This window comes from Bacillus cereus group sp. BfR-BA-01311 (assembly GCF_022664295.1).
Lineage (GTDB): Bacteria > Bacillota > Bacilli > Bacillales > Bacillaceae_G > Bacillus_A > Bacillus_A cereus.
Window position 1 is genome coordinate 45,683 of the sequence record NZ_JAKUHC010000020.1, and the last position, 17,167, is coordinate 62,849.

A 17,167-nucleotide genomic window follows, 5' to 3' on the forward strand; every position below is an offset into this window, starting at 1 on the left:
AGGCTATTAAGGTAATAGATTAGTGACTTTGAATAGATGTGTTTTTTTGTTTCTTATTAGAATTAATAATAATATAACCGACTACAAAGATAAGAGGAATAATGAAGACATAGATAGGCATTCCCCATACATAATAGCTTTTCAGCGTTAAGACTAGTAAATGTAAGAAATCGAAAATTGCGTGGGCTTTCATAATATCCTCCAATGGTTTTTTGAAAATTATAACATTTTTAACTTGTTATTTGTATAATTTGGAAAGTGATTTAAGCTAATTTTAAAGTAAGAAGAATACATATTAATATGCAATTTTGCATAAGGGTATGCATTTTATTAAAATATAAAGATTTTATACTATAATGAAAACCGCTATAAAACTAAGTAAGAATAATGTATGGAGTGGAGAATAGAAATGAAATATAAAAAAATAATATATATCTTTTTCATATCGCTATTTATAGTTGGTTGTCAAAGTGAAGTGAGTAAAGCGAATAGCGTGGAAGAGTATATTCCATCGCATCTTATGAATGCGGAAGTGACGGCGGATATTATGACACTAGAGATGGATCGTGATACACGTAAAAAAGTAGAGGTTATTACTAAAAAGATGAGTGATTATGTGAAGAATGATAAGGAGTGGTACGTAAATTACATATCAGGGCATATAGATAAACAGGTGAAGCCGTATCATCCTAACTTTGGTATTACAGAAGAAGAATATAACTTTTTTAGAAACGCCGTTGAGAATAGTAGTTTATCTAATACAAGTGATGGAAAACTTCAATTTAAGCAAAAAAGTAACCATGAAATTGAAATTGTTTCGAGTAGAAACCTAGACCTATTCCAGCATCTAGTAATTGATACAGAGAAGAATATAATAAAAACTTCTTTTGGAGAATGTCAGTATGTGGGAGAAATAAAGCCATCTTCAGAAAAAAGAATATTAGGTCGAGTGAATGGAAAACAATGGATGTTGCAAAAAGAAAATTTAATCTATTTATTCTCCTTAGGAAAGCTTGAAGGAGAAGATAAATCTGTTATGGTTATTTCAGTAAAAGGCATACACGAAGGAAAACTTATTAGTAACGAGGAAGTAGTCGAATTCCGTTCGATTTCATAAAGCATCAAAAAAACACCTTACTCGTTAAAGTAAGGTGTTTTTTTATTAAATAAACAATCCAGCGATTGTCGCAGATAAAATAGAAGCAAGTGTTGATGCAAATAGCATTTTCCAACCAAATTTAGAAACAACGCTTCCTTGCTTTTCAGAAAGGGCACGGATTGTACCAACGATTGCACCAATTTGGCTAATACTTGCGAAGCTAATTAAGAATACTGTAACGATTCCAACTGTACGTGGAGCTAATGTTGTAGCTGTGTCTTTTAAATCAAGGATTGCTACAAACTCATTTAAAACAATCTTCGTACCCATAATACCACCAGCTGGGATAATATCTTGAGTTGGAATACCCATTAAGAATGCGAATGGAGAAAGTACGTAACCGAAGATTTGTTGTAAAGTAACAGCATGTCCCATTGCGCCTGAAGCTGCACTAATTACGTAGTTTACAACTTCCATCACACCGATAAAGGCGATCATTAATGCGGCAACGATACCAGCTACTTTTAAACCATCAAGCGCACCGTTAATCATTGCGCCGATAAAGCTGTCTCCGAATAGAGTTCTATCAAATTTCTGAATCACTTCATCTTCTTTCTTCGTATCAACTGGTGTTAATAACGAACAAACGATTAAGCTTGAGAATAAGTTTAGCGGAAGAGCTGCCAGTACGTATTTTGCATCTAACATCATTACGTATGATGCTGTAACAGAAGCAGAAACGGAGCTCATCGCAGAACAACAAATGATAAACATACGGTTTTTATTGAAATGCTGTAAATCGTTTTTAATAACGATTAACGCTTCACTTGAACCGAAGAATACAGAGTTTACTGCGTGGAATGACTCAACACGTGGTAAACCAGTAATTTTTGAAATAGCACCGCCGACAACGCGAACGATGAATGGTAAAACACCTAAATAACTAAAGATTGAAAGTAGTGCTGAGAAAAATACGATAATTAATAATACGTTTAAGAAAAAGACAAAATCTCTGTGAATTCCATTAAAGAGAAAATCGACACCTGTCGTACCAAGTTTAATTAGTTTGTTGAAAACTTTACTAATGAAAATAATGATTTGTTGACCAATCTTTGTAGCAAACATAAACCAACCGATTAAAATTTGGAAACCAATCATAATTGCAATTGCACGGAAGTTGATTTTACTTTTGTTGTTTGACAAAGCAAAACATAAACCTAACACGGCAATAATACCGATAATGCTCATTACATATTGCATGTAGTTGCCCCTTTCAGAAGTTCGTATAAAGTTTGTACATAAAACGCTCGTTATATTACTAAAAATAAAGGAATGAGGTTTTATGTCATACGTAAGATGTCTGACCTTTTAGAAAAATAAAAATAAAAAAAGACCCATATGGATTCACTTTCATCTATGAGAGAAAGCTAATCAATATGAGTCCTTTTTTGCGCATAGGCTAATATTCATTAGTTTTCCCCATAGTCCAGCAATTTAAGGTTGCCGGGTAGAAACTCTCGATCCATATTATCAAGTATATATGAGGTAACATCGTCCGTATTAAATTAGTAGTAGCGTAACATTAACAGAGAAGTATCGTCAATAGCTTTTTTTCTTCCAATAGAAAAAGACCATATAAGTATGATAAAATGTAACGCAGTGTTATGAAAAAGAGAGGTCGGAAAATGAGTACTAAAATGACGCCACCAGTTGAGAAAAACGAGTTTATAGATGTAGTATTTGAAGATTTAACACATGATGGTGCCGGTGTTGCGAAAGTAAAGGGCTATCCTATTTTCGTTAAAAACGGATTACCAGGTGAAGAAGCGCAAATTAAAATTATTAAAGTGAAGAAAAACTTCGCATTTGGTCGTTTAATGAAGCTTCATACAGAAAGCCCATATCGTAAAGATGCTGAATGCCCAGTATATAATCAGTGCGGCGGTTGTCAGCTTCAGCACTTAACTTATGAAGGACAATTACAAGCGAAAGAAAAACAAGTACGTGACGTTATGCAGCGTATCGGAGGACTAGCTGATGTTCCTGTTCATCCTGTACTTGGCATGAAGAATCCGTGGGTATACCGTAATAAAGCACAAGTACCAATCGGAGAACGTGAAGGCGGACTTGTAGCTGGTTTTTATCGCCAAGGAACGCATGACATCATTAATATGGAATCATGCTTAATTCAGGCAGAAGAAAACGATACATTAATCCAAGAAGTAAAACGTATTTGTGAAAAGCACGGTATCACTGCGTACAACGAAGAGCGTAACAAAGGAACACTTCGTCACGTAATGGCTCGTTACGGACAAGTAACAGGAGAAATTATGCTTGTCTTCATTACGCGTACAGCAGAATTGCCGAACAAAAAAGCAATTATTGAAGAAATTGCAGCGAAATTCCCAGAAGTAAAATCAATTGTTCAAAACGTAAATACGAAGCGTACGAATGTAATTTTCGGAGACAAAACGACAGTACTGTACGGATCAGAATACATTTATGACTTTATCGGTGACATTAAATTTGCGATTTCAGCACGTTCATTCTATCAAGTAAACCCAGAGCAAACGAAAGTGCTTTACGATAAAACGTTAGAATACGCAAAATTAAATGGTAACGAAACAGTAATCGATGCCTATTGCGGAATCGGATCAATCTCGTTATTCCTAGCGCAAAAAGCGAAAAAAGTGTACGGCGTTGAAATCGTCCCAGAAGCAATCGAAGACGCAAACCGAAACGCAGCACTAAACAACATGACAAACGCTGAATTTGGCGTAGGAGAAGCAGAAGTAGTCATTCCAAAATGGTACAAAGAAGGCGTAATCGCCGACACAATGGTCGTAGACCCACCGCGTAAAGGCTGTGACGAAGCATTACTAAATACAATCATCGACATGAAGCCAAACCGCGTCGTATACGTATCGTGTAACCCAGCAACATTAGCACGTGATTTAAAAGTACTAGAAGAAGGCGGATATAAAACGCAGGAAGTACAACCTGTTGATATGTTCCCGCATACGACGCATGTGGAGTGTGTGGCTTGGCTTAAGTTGGTATAATAGGAAAGCAGTTGATATAGGGGAAATCTATACCACCTGCTTTTTGGTTTACAAAAATACCATTCATAAGCGATTTTAGTTAAAATAAATATTGCTGATTTTCACAAATTATAAATTGAGATTTTGAAATTGTATTCATAGTGAGAGGATTTGAATTTGAAATGATAGATAATTTTTGGCGTGAATTACCACGACCATTTTTCGTACTTGCACCAATGGAAGATGTGACAGACGTTGTTTTCCGTCACGTAGTAAGTGAAGCAGGTCGTCCGGACGTATTCTTCACAGAGTTTACAAACTCGGATAGCTATTGTCATCCAGAAGGTATGAAAAGTGTACGTGGCCGTTTAATTTTTACAGAAGACGAACAGCCGATGGTGGCACATATTTGGGGAGACAATCCCGAATACTTCCGTCAAATGAGTATTGGTATGGCAGAACTAGGATTTAAAGGCATCGATATTAACATGGGTTGCCCAGTACCGAACGTTGCATCAAGAGGAAAAGGTAGTGGCCTTATTCTACGTCCAGACGTTGCGGCAGAACTTATCCAAGCAGCAAAAGCGGGCGGACTACCTGTCAGCGTAAAAACACGACTTGGCTTTAAAGAGTTAAGCGAGTGGGAAGATTGGTTAACGCACATTTTCAAACAAGATATTGCAAACCTTTCTATTCACTTACGCACAAGAGAAGAAATGAGCCAAGTAGATGCGCATTGGGAACTAATTCCGGAAATTAAAAAATTACGTGACCGTATCGCACCAAATACGCTACTAACAATCAATGGAGACATCCTTGATCGTAAAATGGGGCTGGAACTTGCTGAAAAATACGGCATTGATGGCGTAATGATCGGACGAGGCATCTTCAAAAATCCATTTGCGTTTGAAAAAGAGCCAAGGGAACATAGCAGTAAAGAACATCTAGATCTTTTAAGACTACAACTTGATTTACAAGATCAATATGCAGAAGTACTGCCACGCTCAATCACAGGGCTTCACCGCTTCTTCAAAATTTATGTAAAAGGCTTCCCAGGAGCTGCTGAATTGAGAAATCAATTGATGAGTACGAAATCGACTGATGAGGTGCGTGCTTTGTTGGATAAGTTTGAGGATAGTGTTGGTGTGGCTCAGGATAGTGAGACGGTGTAATACTTTGAAGATAGAGGGAAATGGATTGTATTAATTTGTGGGTAGTTATTTTATTTAGTTTTGAGTTTTTTGTGAATGTAACTTTTTTTGTTGATACAGTCTGCTTGCTGAAAAAAGAAGTCTTTGAGAATATAATGAACTAACGAATACTCGTAAGGAGAAAAATGACAAGAGCTGGAGTAGAGTACATTAGGCTCTATCGAGGTATGAAATGTAATCTGAATAATAGACAGAAATAAAAAATCTCTTTATTTGAGCATGGCCATCAAGTTAAGAAAATGTATGATTTTTATCTAAATAGGACCTCCTTACATGCAGAGTGCATGTAAGGAGGTCCTATTTTATGTTCAAATTAATTAATTTAACAGCGGAAAAATTAAATCTAAATTTCCGATTATAAAAATATTGTTTTTCGACTTCTTTCGACATAATTTATAAAGTTAATTATTTAGTATTGGTATGAAGATCTTTTGAATAATAGTTATTTTTAAATATTCGATAATAATTTTAGAGTACTGTGGAATTTTCTTCTGATTTGAAGATTTTTTCTTATAGGAGCTACCAGAATTTTTTTATTTTAATTGGAGGGAAATTATGAAGAAAGTATTAATAGCTTTACTTACAGCAGGATTAATTACATCGGGTTGTCAAAAATCAACAGAATCAGTACCAACAAAAGAAGTAAGCCAAAATGTTAAGCAAGATGAGAAGAAAATTATGACGAATGAGAGCAATGATATTTCGACTTCAAATTTAAGTGGAATAGCAATGTACCTAAAAAAAACTTATCGACTTGAAGATTTAGAGAGAACGCTTTCATCCCCAAGAACAAAAGAGGAAACTAGATGGTTATATGTAGATAATTATGCTAAATATACATTTGAAAGTGATGGGAAAATTATTAATCATATTAAGATTGAATTATTAGAGCCAAAAGATTTGAAGTATAAGGATGCCTTCAAATTATTAGGTCTTGATATTATGTTAGGTACTAAAATTGAATCAGAAGGCACTGAGGCGGAAGGGTATGCAAAATATGATGTTCGAGGAAATGATGCGGAAAGTGTGCAGATTGAGAAGTTTTCAGGAACTGGGGGCGGTAGCATATCTGTAAGTGTGGATGGGGCTTTCAAAAATAAAGAAGGTACTGTTTGGTTGGATTGTGACCGGGATGGTAATGTGAAATTTATTGAAATGAATTATAAGGGTAAGGCGGTAGGAAATGAAACAAGTGTTGCTAACGAGAAATTAGAACCCTTTGATGCAGAGGCAGGATCGGAAGTAGGAAAGAATATTGCAAATATAAAAGTTTATGATACGAAGGATTTACTTATTGAACAAACCGGATTAGCCCCATTTTTATTTCAAGCAACGCTGTATGATAATCCAAATATGTATTATACAGCGGATTTTCCGATAAAAGTTCGAGTTGATAATAAGTCTACGGTAGAAGAAGCTGTGAAAATCGGAAATGAAATTAACAATTTAGTGGTAAGTGCTGTAAATAAAAAGTTTCCACATAAAAATTTTAGAGTCAAAACGTACATTTATCATACAGAATTGGATTCATCAGGTAATTTTAATGCTACTACATCAAAAAAATTGAAAATAATAGAAAATTAATATGTGAAACTTTGGGGATTTGATTTTAATAATAGGGCAGGGAGAAATAAAATAATGAATTGTACAGCATGTAATAAGAAATTATTGAAAACAAATAAGTACTGTACTAGTTGTGGTACAGAGAGAATAAATTTGGATGAATCAGAAGAACTATTTGATAATGGAGAATTCCATAACGATATTACGCCCCAAAATAGAAATGATAAAAACATAAAATTAATAAGAATTGCAAAAAAATCTCCTTGGTACGTGTGGATAATTGGGATTGTGTTTATAGTTATATTAGTTAACGTTCTAATTCAAAATAATAGTCCACAAGAAACAGTAAAAGGCTTTTTTAAAGCTCTTGAATCAAGAGATTTAAACAAAGCAGGTGAGTATATACATCCGAGTCTCCCTTGGGATGTAGAAGCTGGAAAACGTATTGGAATTCCAAAAAATGCGTCAATAGATATATTGAATATAGAAGAAAGAAAAGTTGGAGATAGAGCAAAATTAAAAGTTACGATAGATATCTCTCCAAAACCTTTATACGGCCCTAATCCTGACAATATTACTATTGATTTGAAGAAAGTTGACGGAAAGTGGCTAATTTATGATATGCAATAGTCTCCTATATGGATAAAATTCATCGAAACCCATAAACTCTAGTTTGTATAGAAGAAATATAACAATGTAAGAGACGAGCAGTGTATTTGAGGAATCAATGCACTGCTTTTATAGTTAACAAATATAAAATAGAATGTAGATCTAATGAACTAAGAAAAAATGAACCGAAAAGTTACTGTAACCCTTCTATAGAATCAAATTATTGCTTGGATTGTAGTATAGCCTCTATAATCATAAATTTGGTTAAGACTACAAAACCTCCGCCTAAAATGTTAAAGTAGTAACTTAACGACATTAATTTACACATGCTAAAAGCATTACTATAATCAACATTTCAGGAGGAAACCCAATGGCAATGAGCAACAACGATATATTAAAAAGAGTAAGATACGCTTTAGATATAAAAGATATAGATATGGTAGAAATCTTTAAACTTGGCGGGATGGAAGTAACGAAAGAAGACGTAGTTGATATGCTTACAAAAATAAAGAGAGCTCCTCAGCATGAAGCTGAAAATGATGAGGTAGTTGAAGATGAGTACGTAAAAACATGCGATATGATGATGTTAGAGGCATTTTTAAATGGATTTATTACTTTAAAAAGAGGAAAGCAAGATCCGAAACCAGGGCAGCCTGCACCTGTACAGAGCAAGGAGAGTGCCAATAACCTTCTTCTAAAGAAAATGAAAATCGCACTATCTTTAACGAGTGAGGATGTACTTGATATATTAGATAGCGTAGGCGTTACGGTAACAAAAGGAGAGTTAGGCGCTCTATTAAGAAAGAAAGGCCATAAAAATTACAAAGAGTGCGGCGATAGATACGCAAGGAATTTCATTAAGGGATTAGGTGTAAAGTATAGAGGGTAATAAGCTTGCTAAAGCAGTAAATGATATAATAGATAGAGTAGGACGTTTGTATCCTACTCTTTTTTATTTGTAAAAATACTATGCTAGGTGATGAAATGGTACATACATATTTAGGTGAGACAATTAATTTTCATATAACTTATAAGAAGAAAAAGTCCGTGCGTCTTTTTGTAGATTCATACGGAAATGTGGAAGTGCAAGCTCCGAAAGGAACACCTGTTGAATACTTAGTCCAGTTGCTAGAGGAGAAGTGGGATTGGATTCAGACAACACGTAAGGAAATGGCGGAGCGAGCGCATGGACCACAGGAAAAGGATTATGATCAAGGAGAGGGCTTTTTGTATTTAGGGAATACGTATCCGATACAGATTTCCCAAGATGCAAGCATTGAGCAAGACAATGCGATTTTTGAAGGGGATAAGTTACATATTTATGTGAAAGAGCTTAAGGATGAGAAAATACAACAAGCTTTAAAACGATTTTACTATAAGCAGTGTAAATCTTTAGTAGAGAAGAGTATTAAAGCGCATCAAAGTAATTTCAAAACAAAACCACATTCTATTCGTATTACAGATAGTAGTCGTACTTGGGGTACTTGCGATTCGAATTTACAACTAACATTCAATTGGAAGCTAGCAATGGCACCACAGCGAGTAATTGACTATGTAGTTGTTCATGAAATGTGTCATATGGTTCATTTAAATCATGATCGATCTTTCTGGCGTCTTGTCGGGAAGATAATGCCTGATTATAAAGAAATGGAGAATTGGTTAGCGTTATCTAGTTGGAAGATGACGGTTTAGGAAGGGATATCGATTTTTGTCTGTAAATCGATATTTCTTGTCGAATCGTTGATATATTGTGAGTTTTGATAGATATATTTTAAAAATCGTTGATATATTGTAAGTTATGATAGATATATTCGAAAAATCGTTGATATAATTTCATTTACCACAGGATTGTTCAACAAATCGAAAAGAGAAGAGGTCACAGCAGACATCTCCTCTTTTCGAGTATATAGATTATCGCCCAAACTTCACAATGAAAGTATCTGCTGTTTTCTCCATCTCATACCCAAGATACCCCTCCGAAAGCAAAGCCTGCTGTCCACTAGCATCACTCATTAGAATACTTTGAACATCTGTCCAATCGTTTTCCTTATCTCTGCGCAATTCCTTCACAAAAACATACCGCAGATTACCACCATACTTCTCCTTCAGCGCAGCAATCGCCATCCCTTGCGCAAACTTATCCTTCAAACTCGGGATGTTAAAAGGAGCAACGGTGCAGCATACGTAATCATATTTGCTGTCTTCTTTTTGCAATTCGTCCATGATGACGTTTGCTAATATTTTTTGCATACCATTTCCTCGGCAGTTCGGATGAACGTTTGAGATTTCTTGATAGATGACGCGGTGCAGTTCACTTTCTGATAGACCAATATCAAGCCCTAAATGTTCATCGTCGATAGGAGGGACGAGTAGAGCGCGAAATGCGATGAGTTCGTTTTCGATAAAAGCACCGATCATCATGCCGTTTCCTTCTAGAATGTATTGAAATTCTTCTTGTGAGAGTGGTTGTAAACGACTTTTATCTTCTAGTGCTTCAACTACGATGTTTTGTAGTGATAAAATTTGTTCGATGTGCTCTAGTGATAGTAATGTAACGTGAAATGATTCGTTATTTTGTTTTAATGTTCCTTCGTATAGAACCGTCATATGATAGTCCTCCTTTAGCGTACAACGTCTTGAAAGACGGTTAGTTCTTGTAGTGTATCTTCGTTTATTTCAATGCCGAGTCCAGGCTTTTCGTTTAAGCGAATGAATGGTACGTCGTAATGTAAGTTTCCGATGTCTTTTGTGAATTTTAATGGCCCTGTTAGCTCTACGCTCGTAATGATTTTTTTTGAGAAAGCGACATGGAATCCTGCGGAAGAGGCAACAGATGATTCGACCATTGATCCCACTTGGCATTCAATGCCTGCCATTTCTGCTTGATGAGCGAGCTTTACAGCTGGATATATGCCGCCGCATTTCATTAGTTTTATATTTACTTTATCAGCAGCTTCTAATTTAATAATTTGACGCATTTCACGAGAACTTTTTAATCCTTCATCAATCATAAGCGGGAGGTCTGTCTTAGAACGGATATGAGCCATGGCATCAATATCGTCCGCGATAACAGGTTGTTCAATCCAGTCAATGTTTAAATGTCCTAATGAACGAAGTGCTGTTAATGTGTTTGCGCTATTTTTCCAGCCTTGGTTTACATCAACGCGAATAGCGATGTCATTTCCTACACGTTCTCGTACAGCTTCAATACGTTTCACATCTTCTTTTACATTCGTACCAACTTTCATTTTGAAAGATTGGTAACCTTTTTGAATCATAGAAGCAGCTTCTTCAGCCATGTTTTCTGGATCGGCAATACTTAAAACGTGAGTGACAGGGAATTCTTCATGGTAGCGCCCGCCAATTAATTGATATACAGGTTGATTTAGTTTTTTGCCCATTATATCAAAACAAGCAATATCAATTGTGGCTTTCGCTGTTGGAACACCGTAAATTGTATTGTCCATCATGTCGTGTATTTTTTCGATATTCATTGGATTTTGCCCGATTAGAGCAGGGGTTAGCGTATGTTTTAAAGTATGGAAAGTACTTTCCCACGATTCACCTGTGACGTGATCATCAGCAACGCCTTCACCGTAACCAATAATACCTTCATCTGTTTCCATTTTGACGATAATAGAGGGCATATCAGAATAAGAGCCATAACTAATAACAAACGGATTGCGAAGCGGTAAACGAATTGCGTAAAGATGAATAGCTGTAATTTTCATTAAATAGAAACCCCTTCCTGTTTACAATAGTTTTATACATTTGATATAGTTGACGTTAAATAGTCGTTAATTAATGATAAGGAGTTAGAGAAAATGATGATAAAAATTGCAGTTGTCGGTTCAAAGGAATTTATGGACAACCTTTTTCCTATTGCTCAAAAATTAGAAGGAATAGAAATTGATCCATATATTTACCTTTATCCGGCGGAATCTTCTGAACTATTAAAGTGTTTAAAGCCTTGTGATGTCATCTTTTTCTCAGGTGCTTTACCTTATTATATGGCAAAAGAAATAAGAGAACAATTACGAATTCCAAGTACATACTTACAGCAAGACGAGACAACTGTCGCATCTTCAATTCTTTCTATCATGTATCATCAAAGTATTCAACCACATAACATTTCCATCGATTTAGTAGACCGCTCTTTTATTACAAATGTGTTCCATGATATCGGTATAAAAGAAAGTCCGCAAGTGTTGGATTATGAAAATATGCTGTGGAGTAAAGATGAAATAAATAGAGTTATCGATTTTCATGTAGTTAAATATCAATCTGGAGAGGCTCATTTAGCTTTAACTAGTATTCACGCTGTTTACGACGAGCTTCAAAAAATAGGTATTCCTTCAGAGCGTATGATTGATCCAACACAGTCCATTATACATGGGCTAAAAGATGCAAAAATAAAAGCTGAGTTAGCAAAAAGCTATTCAGCTACTGTTGGTGCTTGTATAATTTCTTCCTTAGAATTACGAGCGAGTTTGCTTGAAAAACTAGATATCATTTCAAAAGAACTACGTGGTTCATTTAAACAAGTGGATGAAGTGACATGCATTTTGTATACAACTCGTGGTGATATCGAATCAATTATTAAAACAAATGCGATAGATAACTTGTTTGCGAGCGTAGAAGGAACGATAGCTATTGGATTTGGTTATGGGAAAACCGTGAAAGAAGCGGAGCAAAATGCAAAAATCGCTCAAAGTTTTGCAAAGAACAATCCAATAGATCGTTGTTTTTATATACTAACAAGTGATAAAGATTTGTTTGGTCCGTTCCCGAAAGAACAGAGAGTACAAAGTTTGAAAAATGATAATCCGGAACTAATGAAAATAGCGAAGGAAACAAAGCTTAGTCCGGCCAACTTGTCAAAAATCATTCAATTTAGTCAATCGCACCCGTCATTGAAGTTTACAGCAGCTGACCTTTCTGAGTATTTACAAGTGACTCGAAGATCGACAGAAAGGTTGTTAAAGAAATTAGTTGATTACGGGTATGCTCATATTTGCGGCGAGGAAATGCCCTATCAACAAGGGCGACCTCGCGCACTATATGAACTGAATTTACCGCTATTTTTAAGCTTCTAGTTGAGCTTTTTGTTTCTTTAGTAGTTCTGCTTTTTCAATGTCTGATAGTTTTACAATTGTGAAGCCTGTTATACCATAAATGATTGAGATAATAGGTACGATGAAATTCAAAATAGCATAAGGAGCATATTCAAATGCACCTACGCCAAGTGTTGCGAGAATAAATACACCGCACGTATTCCAAGGAACGAAGACAGAAGTTAATGTTCCACCATCTTCTAATGCTCTGGATAAGTTTTTTGAATGTAGTCCTTTTTCCGTGTAGGCATTTGCGTACATTCTTGAAGGGACAACAATTGAAATATATTGTTCAGAGCAAGTAAGGTTTGTTGCAAAACAAGATGCGATAGTAGAAGCGATAAGCCCTTTTGCTGATTTCGCTAACTTTAAAATTTGATTTACAATTGAGCGAAGAATACCTGTATGTTCTAATACTCCTCCGAAAGTCATAGCGACAATTGTCATCGAGACTGTATTCATCATCGAATCTAAGCCACCGCGGTTAAATAGTTCGTCTACTAGCTTGTTTCCAGTGTCTATAACAAATCCAGCTTGGAGTGCACCGACAGATGCTGAGACAGAACCACCTTGAATAAAGACTTGTGATAAAAATCCTAAAATAATACCGACGAGAATCGCTGGTATAGCAGGGACTTTTTTAGCGACCAATACCATAACGACTACGGGTATAATGAGTAGGAAAGGTGAGATAACAAAGTTTTGTTGCAATACTTGTAACGTTTGATCGATGCTCTTCGCATCAATATTGTTAGCGCCGAAGCTTCTTCCTAAGAGAGCATAGACGATAAGAGTAATAATTAAACCTGGAACTGTAGTAAATAACATGTGACGAATGTGTGCGAATAAATCTGTATTTGTTAATCCTGCGGCTAAGTTAGTTGTATCTGAAAGCGGTGACATTTTATCGCCAAAATAAGAGCCTGAAATAATGGCACCAGCAACCATTGGAGCTGGAATTCCCATACTTAGGCCAATTCCCATTCCAGCAACACCAATTGTGCCCATTGTAGACCAAGAGCTACCAATTGCTAATGCAACGATAGAACAAATGACGGTAATGGAAACTAAAAATAGTGATGGAGTTAAAAGTTTTAAACCGTAATAAATCATCGTTGCGACGATTCCACCGCCAATCCAAGCACCAATTGTTAAGCCGACAAGAATAATAATGACGATAGCGGGTAATGCAAGACGAATCCCTTTATACATTGCTTCTTCAAGATCATTCCATTTATAACCGTAACGCCAAGCGACAATAGAAGCAACGGTTGTACCGATAATAAGTGGAACGTGAGGGCTTTGTTTTAATACAACAATTGTAACCATCATAACTGCAACGGTAATGATAATAGGGATAATCGCTATTCCAAAAGGTATTTCTTTTTTCATAAAGTTCCTCCTTGTTAAGTATGTTTGTTTGTATTTTTAGAATTGTCGTAAAATAGACGTTTATTAGGTTATGATAACTAAAAGTTTATGTAAGCGTCAACATAAAAAACAGAAAATAAGGAATGTTCTAGTTGTTTGTTTAGTTTGTAATATAAGTGCAGAGTAAGCTTTTTAAGTATTTAAAAATAAATAATTGACTTTTTTCTTAAAATTCAATATGTTCATAAAAACATCTGTTTTTCATAAGTATAATTAACCCGAATCGTTTGTAATGTGGGAAGGAGACTGGAACGTTGAAAACATTAGAACTACAAGAGCGCTTAACGGAGATTTTTCAGCATTTACACGAAAACCCTGAAGTAAGTTGGAAAGAATATGAAACGACAGCGTATATTACTGACTTTTTAAAAGAAGAAGGAATTTCATATAGAACATTTGATGATTGTCCAGGTGTAATTGCTGAGATTGGAGGCGGGAATCCAGTTATTGCGATTCGTGCTGATATGGATGCACTTTGGCAAGAAGTAAATGGAGAATTTAAAGCGAACCATTCATGTGGCCATGATGCTCATATGACCATTGTAATGGGACTTATTTTACAATTGAAAAAGATGAGATGGAAAAGTGGTACGGTTAGATTTATTTTTCAGCCAGCAGAAGAGAAGGGGAATGGTGCTTTGAAGATGGTGGAGAAAGGTGCTGTAGATGATGCTGATTTCTTATTTGGCGTCCATCTAAGACCAATTGAAGAACTATCTTTGAAACAAGCAGCCCCATCTATTCGTCATGGAGCAGCAGGATTTTTAGAGGGTATGATTCATGGGGAGGATGCACACGGGGCAAGACCACATCAAGGTGTGAATGCAATTGATGTCATTTCCATGATTAATATCGGTTTGAAAAATATTTGGCTGCCACCGCAAAGTTCTTATTCAGTAAAAATGACGAGATGCCAAGCTGGTGGTGATAATTTAAATATTATTCCGGGAAATGGTCATTTCAGTTTAGATGTAAGAGCAGAGAGTAATATACTATTAGAAGAATTAAAGAAAAAGATTGAGCATGTAATAGAATCAGCTGCATCGATGGGATCAAAAACTTCATACGAATGGATGGATCTTGCACCAGGAGCAGAGGTTTCCGAAGAAGCAGAGCGCTTTATGCGTAAAGGTATTCTCGAAGTGTATGGGGAAGAGAGATGCACAGGGCCTCTCTATACGACAGGAAGCGATGATTTCCATTACTATACAGTGAAAAGACCACATTTAAAAGCTGTCATGCTTGGACTAGGAGCAGACCTACAACCTGGATTACACCATCCGTATATGAGGTTTGATCATAGTTGTATTATGGATGGGGTAGAAATATTGAAACAAACTGTATTGAAAGTGTTAGAAGACAGGGGCTAGAGAGCTCCTGTTTTTTTGTCGTGAATTGTCGGTAAATCGATATATTTGAAAAATCGTTGATATATTTGAAGTTATGATAGATATATTGAGAAAATCGTTGATATATTTGAAGTTACGATAGATATATTGAGAAAATCGTTAATATAATTTCACGTACCTATTAATTTGATGAAAAATGAGCCTCCAGTACATGGTGTATAATAATAAGTACCATTTTTTAATAGGAGAAAACGAATGAACGAACAATATTACGATGCAGTTTTACATATAAAAACAGTCGGTGAGCAAAAAGGGTTTAACAAGTCTATGCATTATCATCGCTATGAACCGACACCGTATAGCGGGTTAGATGAGTTATTGAATCAATATGAAATACGAAGTAGCGACCGAATTGTAGACTTTGGGTGCGGAAAAGGGCGATTAAACTTTTATATGCATCATAAATGTGGTGCTTCAGCAGTTGGAATTGAAATGAATGAAGAATTTTATAAAGAAGCGATGGATAATCGAGATCGTTATGCACGAAAGGTACGAAACAGTAAGGGGAAAATTCAATTCCAATGTTGTTTAGCGCAGGAATATGAGATTGATCCACATGATAATAGGTTTTATTTCTTTAATCCATTTTCTGTACAAGTGTTTATGAATGTAGTAAATAACATTTTGCTTTCAGTAGAAGAAACGGGGAGAGAAGTGGATATTATTTTATATTATCCTTCTGAGGACTATATTTTCTTCTTAGAAAATCAGACTGCGTTTGAGCTGAAGAAAGAAGTAAGGTTGCCTGGGGCTTATGAGAAGAATGGGAATGAGAGGTTTTTAGTGTATAGATTGGAGTGTTAATGTATGGGGGCTTGGGGAGTAGCAATATTATCAGACGATATTGCTGAAGATATTAAGTTACTGTATAAGGATTTGTTAGCAAATGAATATTCAAATGAGGACGCAAGTAGGATTGTAATTGAGGAATACAAGAATGAATTAGATAATGAAGAGACTATTGTTTTTTGGTTAGTATTTGCTTCCATACAATGGAGGTTAGGGAGACTTCAAGAGAATGTTAAGCAGGAGGCATTGCAAATAATAGAAAGTGGTGCAGATTTAGCCCGTTGGGAAGAAGAACCTAAATTACAGAAGAAACGTGAAGTAGTTTTAAATAAACTAAGAGAGCAGTTACATTCTCGGCAGCCAGAAGCTAAAAAGTGCCGAAAAGATTTATAGCTAATACTTCTTTAAAAGCAGGTGATGCTGTTAGTTATGAATTAGTATCAGGGAGTTGTATTATTCTTAAAGTAATTGAGATTATTGAGGAATGGCACGGAGATAGGTATCCTCTATTTGAAATATGTGACTGGGAAGGCAAAGAAGTTCCTTCAAAGGAAAAAATTAACCAATTTGGTTTAAAGAAAAGGATTTATGAAGATGGAAAGCAAGAAATGATGAAACTTGCTATTTATCCTTCAGGAAAAAGAGATAATCCAACTAAGAGAATGCAAATAGTAGCAGAAAATGTAAAAGTAGTATTGAATGTAGGTACACCTTATACAGTAATGAGTTGGAAGGAACTTGATAACTATTTACATGAAATATAATAAAAAAGACGCGCTACCAATAGGTAGTGGTATTATCCCCTATAGGTAGACAGTAAAAAAAGAGTCCATCTGATATGATGGACTCAATACTGTTTTATCTGGAGGGGATTTTTTTATGGCAAGAAAAGGACAATCAT

Annotated in this window: 15 protein-coding genes, 1 pseudogene and 1 riboswitch; of the genes and pseudogenes, 11 read left to right on the forward strand and 5 right to left on the reverse strand. The window is 35.6% G+C overall.

Annotation, left to right across the window (positions count from 1 at the left end; genetic code table 11):
• Positions 1-19: 19 nt before the first annotated feature.
• Entirely contained in the window at positions 20-193 is a 174-nt protein-coding gene (locus MR136_RS26055; protein ID WP_000643592.1) for a hypothetical protein, read from the reverse strand.
• Positions 194-409: 216 nt separating this feature from the next.
• Between MR136_RS26055 and MR136_RS26060 the strand changes: the two genes are divergently transcribed.
• A complete protein-coding gene (locus MR136_RS26060) occupies positions 410-1,117 on the forward strand; it encodes a hypothetical protein (protein ID WP_000875606.1) in 708 nt (235 codons plus the stop codon).
• A 45-nt stretch (positions 1,118-1,162) separates the two neighbouring features.
• On the opposite strand, the gene MR136_RS26065 is transcribed toward MR136_RS26060, so the two are convergent.
• Positions 1,163-2,359, reverse strand: a complete 1,197-nt coding sequence (locus MR136_RS26065; protein ID WP_001200484.1) for a NupC/NupG family nucleoside CNT transporter — start codon at positions 2,357-2,359, stop codon at positions 1,163-1,165.
• A 202-nt stretch (positions 2,360-2,561) separates the two neighbouring features.
• Positions 2,562-2,663: riboswitch (purine riboswitch) on the reverse strand.
• Between the two features lie 121 nt (positions 2,664-2,784).
• On the opposite strand from MR136_RS26065, the gene rlmD reads away from it, so the two are divergent.
• The 6 genes from rlmD (at position 2,785) to MR136_RS26095 (ending at position 9,215) form a co-directional block, all read left to right on the forward strand.
• Positions 2,785-4,161 (forward strand): 23S rRNA (uracil(1939)-C(5))-methyltransferase RlmD, encoded by a 1,377-nt coding sequence (rlmD, locus tag MR136_RS26070; protein WP_000105019.1) that lies wholly within the window; start codon positions 2,785-2,787, stop codon positions 4,159-4,161.
• Between the two features lie 161 nt (positions 4,162-4,322).
• On the forward strand, positions 4,323-5,312 hold the full coding sequence (locus tag MR136_RS26075; RefSeq protein ID WP_017674252.1) for a tRNA dihydrouridine synthase: 990 nt from the start codon (positions 4,323-4,325) through the stop codon (positions 5,310-5,312).
• 594 nt (positions 5,313-5,906) lie between these two features.
• Positions 5,907-6,935 (forward strand): hypothetical protein, encoded by a 1,029-nt coding sequence (locus tag MR136_RS26080; protein WP_000756602.1) that lies wholly within the window; start codon positions 5,907-5,909, stop codon positions 6,933-6,935.
• Between the two features lie 54 nt (positions 6,936-6,989).
• A complete protein-coding gene (locus MR136_RS26085) occupies positions 6,990-7,544 on the forward strand; it encodes a zinc ribbon domain-containing protein (RefSeq protein ID WP_000995851.1) in 555 nt (184 codons plus the stop codon).
• 349 nt (positions 7,545-7,893) lie between these two features.
• Positions 7,894-8,412, forward strand: coding sequence for a YehS family protein (locus tag MR136_RS26090; RefSeq protein WP_001251705.1), 519 nt, complete (start codon positions 7,894-7,896; stop codon positions 8,410-8,412).
• 95 nt (positions 8,413-8,507) lie between these two features.
• The gene (locus tag MR136_RS26095; protein WP_242259675.1) at positions 8,508-9,215 is read left to right on the forward strand and encodes a M48 family metallopeptidase; all 708 of its coding nucleotides are present in this window, start codon (positions 8,508-8,510) and stop codon (positions 9,213-9,215) included.
• Positions 9,216-9,434: 219 nt separating this feature from the next.
• On the opposite strand, the gene MR136_RS26100 is transcribed toward MR136_RS26095, so the two are convergent.
• Entirely contained in the window at positions 9,435-10,130 is a 696-nt protein-coding gene (locus tag MR136_RS26100; protein WP_000217553.1) for a hypothetical protein, read from the reverse strand.
• A 14-nt stretch (positions 10,131-10,144) separates the two neighbouring features.
• On the reverse strand, positions 10,145-11,254 hold the full coding sequence (locus tag MR136_RS26105) for a mandelate racemase/muconate lactonizing enzyme family protein (RefSeq protein ID WP_000704495.1): 1,110 nt from the start codon (positions 11,252-11,254) through the stop codon (positions 10,145-10,147).
• A gap of 93 nt (positions 11,255-11,347) precedes the next feature.
• Between MR136_RS26105 and MR136_RS26110 the strand changes: the two genes are divergently transcribed.
• Positions 11,348-12,619, forward strand: coding sequence for a transcriptional regulator (locus MR136_RS26110; protein ID WP_242259676.1), 1,272 nt, complete (start codon positions 11,348-11,350; stop codon positions 12,617-12,619).
• Here MR136_RS26110 and nhaC read toward each other — a convergent pair.
• Positions 12,608-14,029: a Na+/H+ antiporter NhaC gene (gene nhaC, locus MR136_RS26115; RefSeq protein ID WP_000711511.1), complete on the reverse strand. Its 1,422-nt coding sequence runs from the start codon at positions 14,027-14,029 to the stop codon at positions 12,608-12,610. The two genes, MR136_RS26110 and nhaC, sit on opposite strands and share 12 nt — an antisense overlap.
• Before the next feature lie 293 nt (positions 14,030-14,322).
• Here nhaC and MR136_RS26120 point away from each other — a divergent pair, with 293 nt between their 5' ends.
• From MR136_RS26120 to MR136_RS26130, 3 genes and pseudogenes are all read left to right on the forward strand, one after another.
• A complete protein-coding gene (locus MR136_RS26120) occupies positions 14,323-15,438 on the forward strand; it encodes a M20 peptidase aminoacylase family protein (protein ID WP_242259677.1) in 1,116 nt (371 codons plus the stop codon).
• Positions 15,439-15,672: 234 nt separating this feature from the next.
• Positions 15,673-16,281 carry an SAM-dependent methyltransferase gene (locus MR136_RS26125; protein WP_017674249.1) on the forward strand — a complete coding sequence of 203 codons (609 nt, stop codon included), beginning with the start codon at positions 15,673-15,675 and terminating at the stop codon, positions 16,279-16,281.
• 3 nt (positions 16,282-16,284) lie between these two features.
• Positions 16,285-17,030, forward strand: a pseudogene (locus MR136_RS26130) (hypothetical protein).
• The last annotated feature ends 137 nt before the right edge of the window (positions 17,031-17,167 follow it).

Bases quoted from the DNA above. Each gene is read 5' to 3' on its own strand.
- MR136_RS26080 (WP_000756602.1), top strand. From the start codon at position 5,907: ATGAAGAAAGTATTAATAGCTTTACTTACAGCAGGATTAATTACATCG.
- MR136_RS26090 (WP_001251705.1), top strand. From the start codon at position 7,894: ATGGCAATGAGCAACAACGATATATTAAAAAGAGTAAGATACGCTTTA.
- MR136_RS26055 (WP_000643592.1), bottom strand. From the start codon at position 193: ATGAAAGCCCACGCAATTTTCGATTTCTTACATTTACTAGTCTTAACG.
- MR136_RS26075 (WP_017674252.1), top strand. From the start codon at position 4,323: ATGATAGATAATTTTTGGCGTGAATTACCACGACCATTTTTCGTACTT.
- rlmD (WP_000105019.1), top strand. From the start codon at position 2,785: ATGAGTACTAAAATGACGCCACCAGTTGAGAAAAACGAGTTTATAGAT.
- MR136_RS26100 (WP_000217553.1), bottom strand. From the start codon at position 10,130: ATGACGGTTCTATACGAAGGAACATTAAAACAAAATAACGAATCATTT.
- MR136_RS26125 (WP_017674249.1), top strand. From the start codon at position 15,673: ATGAACGAACAATATTACGATGCAGTTTTACATATAAAAACAGTCGGT.
- MR136_RS26065 (WP_001200484.1), bottom strand. From the start codon at position 2,359: ATGCAATATGTAATGAGCATTATCGGTATTATTGCCGTGTTAGGTTTA.
- MR136_RS26095 (WP_242259675.1), top strand. From the start codon at position 8,508: ATGGTACATACATATTTAGGTGAGACAATTAATTTTCATATAACTTAT.
- MR136_RS26110 (WP_242259676.1), top strand. From the start codon at position 11,348: ATGATGATAAAAATTGCAGTTGTCGGTTCAAAGGAATTTATGGACAAC.
- MR136_RS26060 (WP_000875606.1), top strand. From the start codon at position 410: ATGAAATATAAAAAAATAATATATATCTTTTTCATATCGCTATTTATA.
- nhaC (WP_000711511.1), bottom strand. From the start codon at position 14,029: ATGAAAAAAGAAATACCTTTTGGAATAGCGATTATCCCTATTATCATT.
- MR136_RS26085 (WP_000995851.1), top strand. From the start codon at position 6,990: ATGAATTGTACAGCATGTAATAAGAAATTATTGAAAACAAATAAGTAC.
- MR136_RS26105 (WP_000704495.1), bottom strand. From the start codon at position 11,254: ATGAAAATTACAGCTATTCATCTTTACGCAATTCGTTTACCGCTTCGC.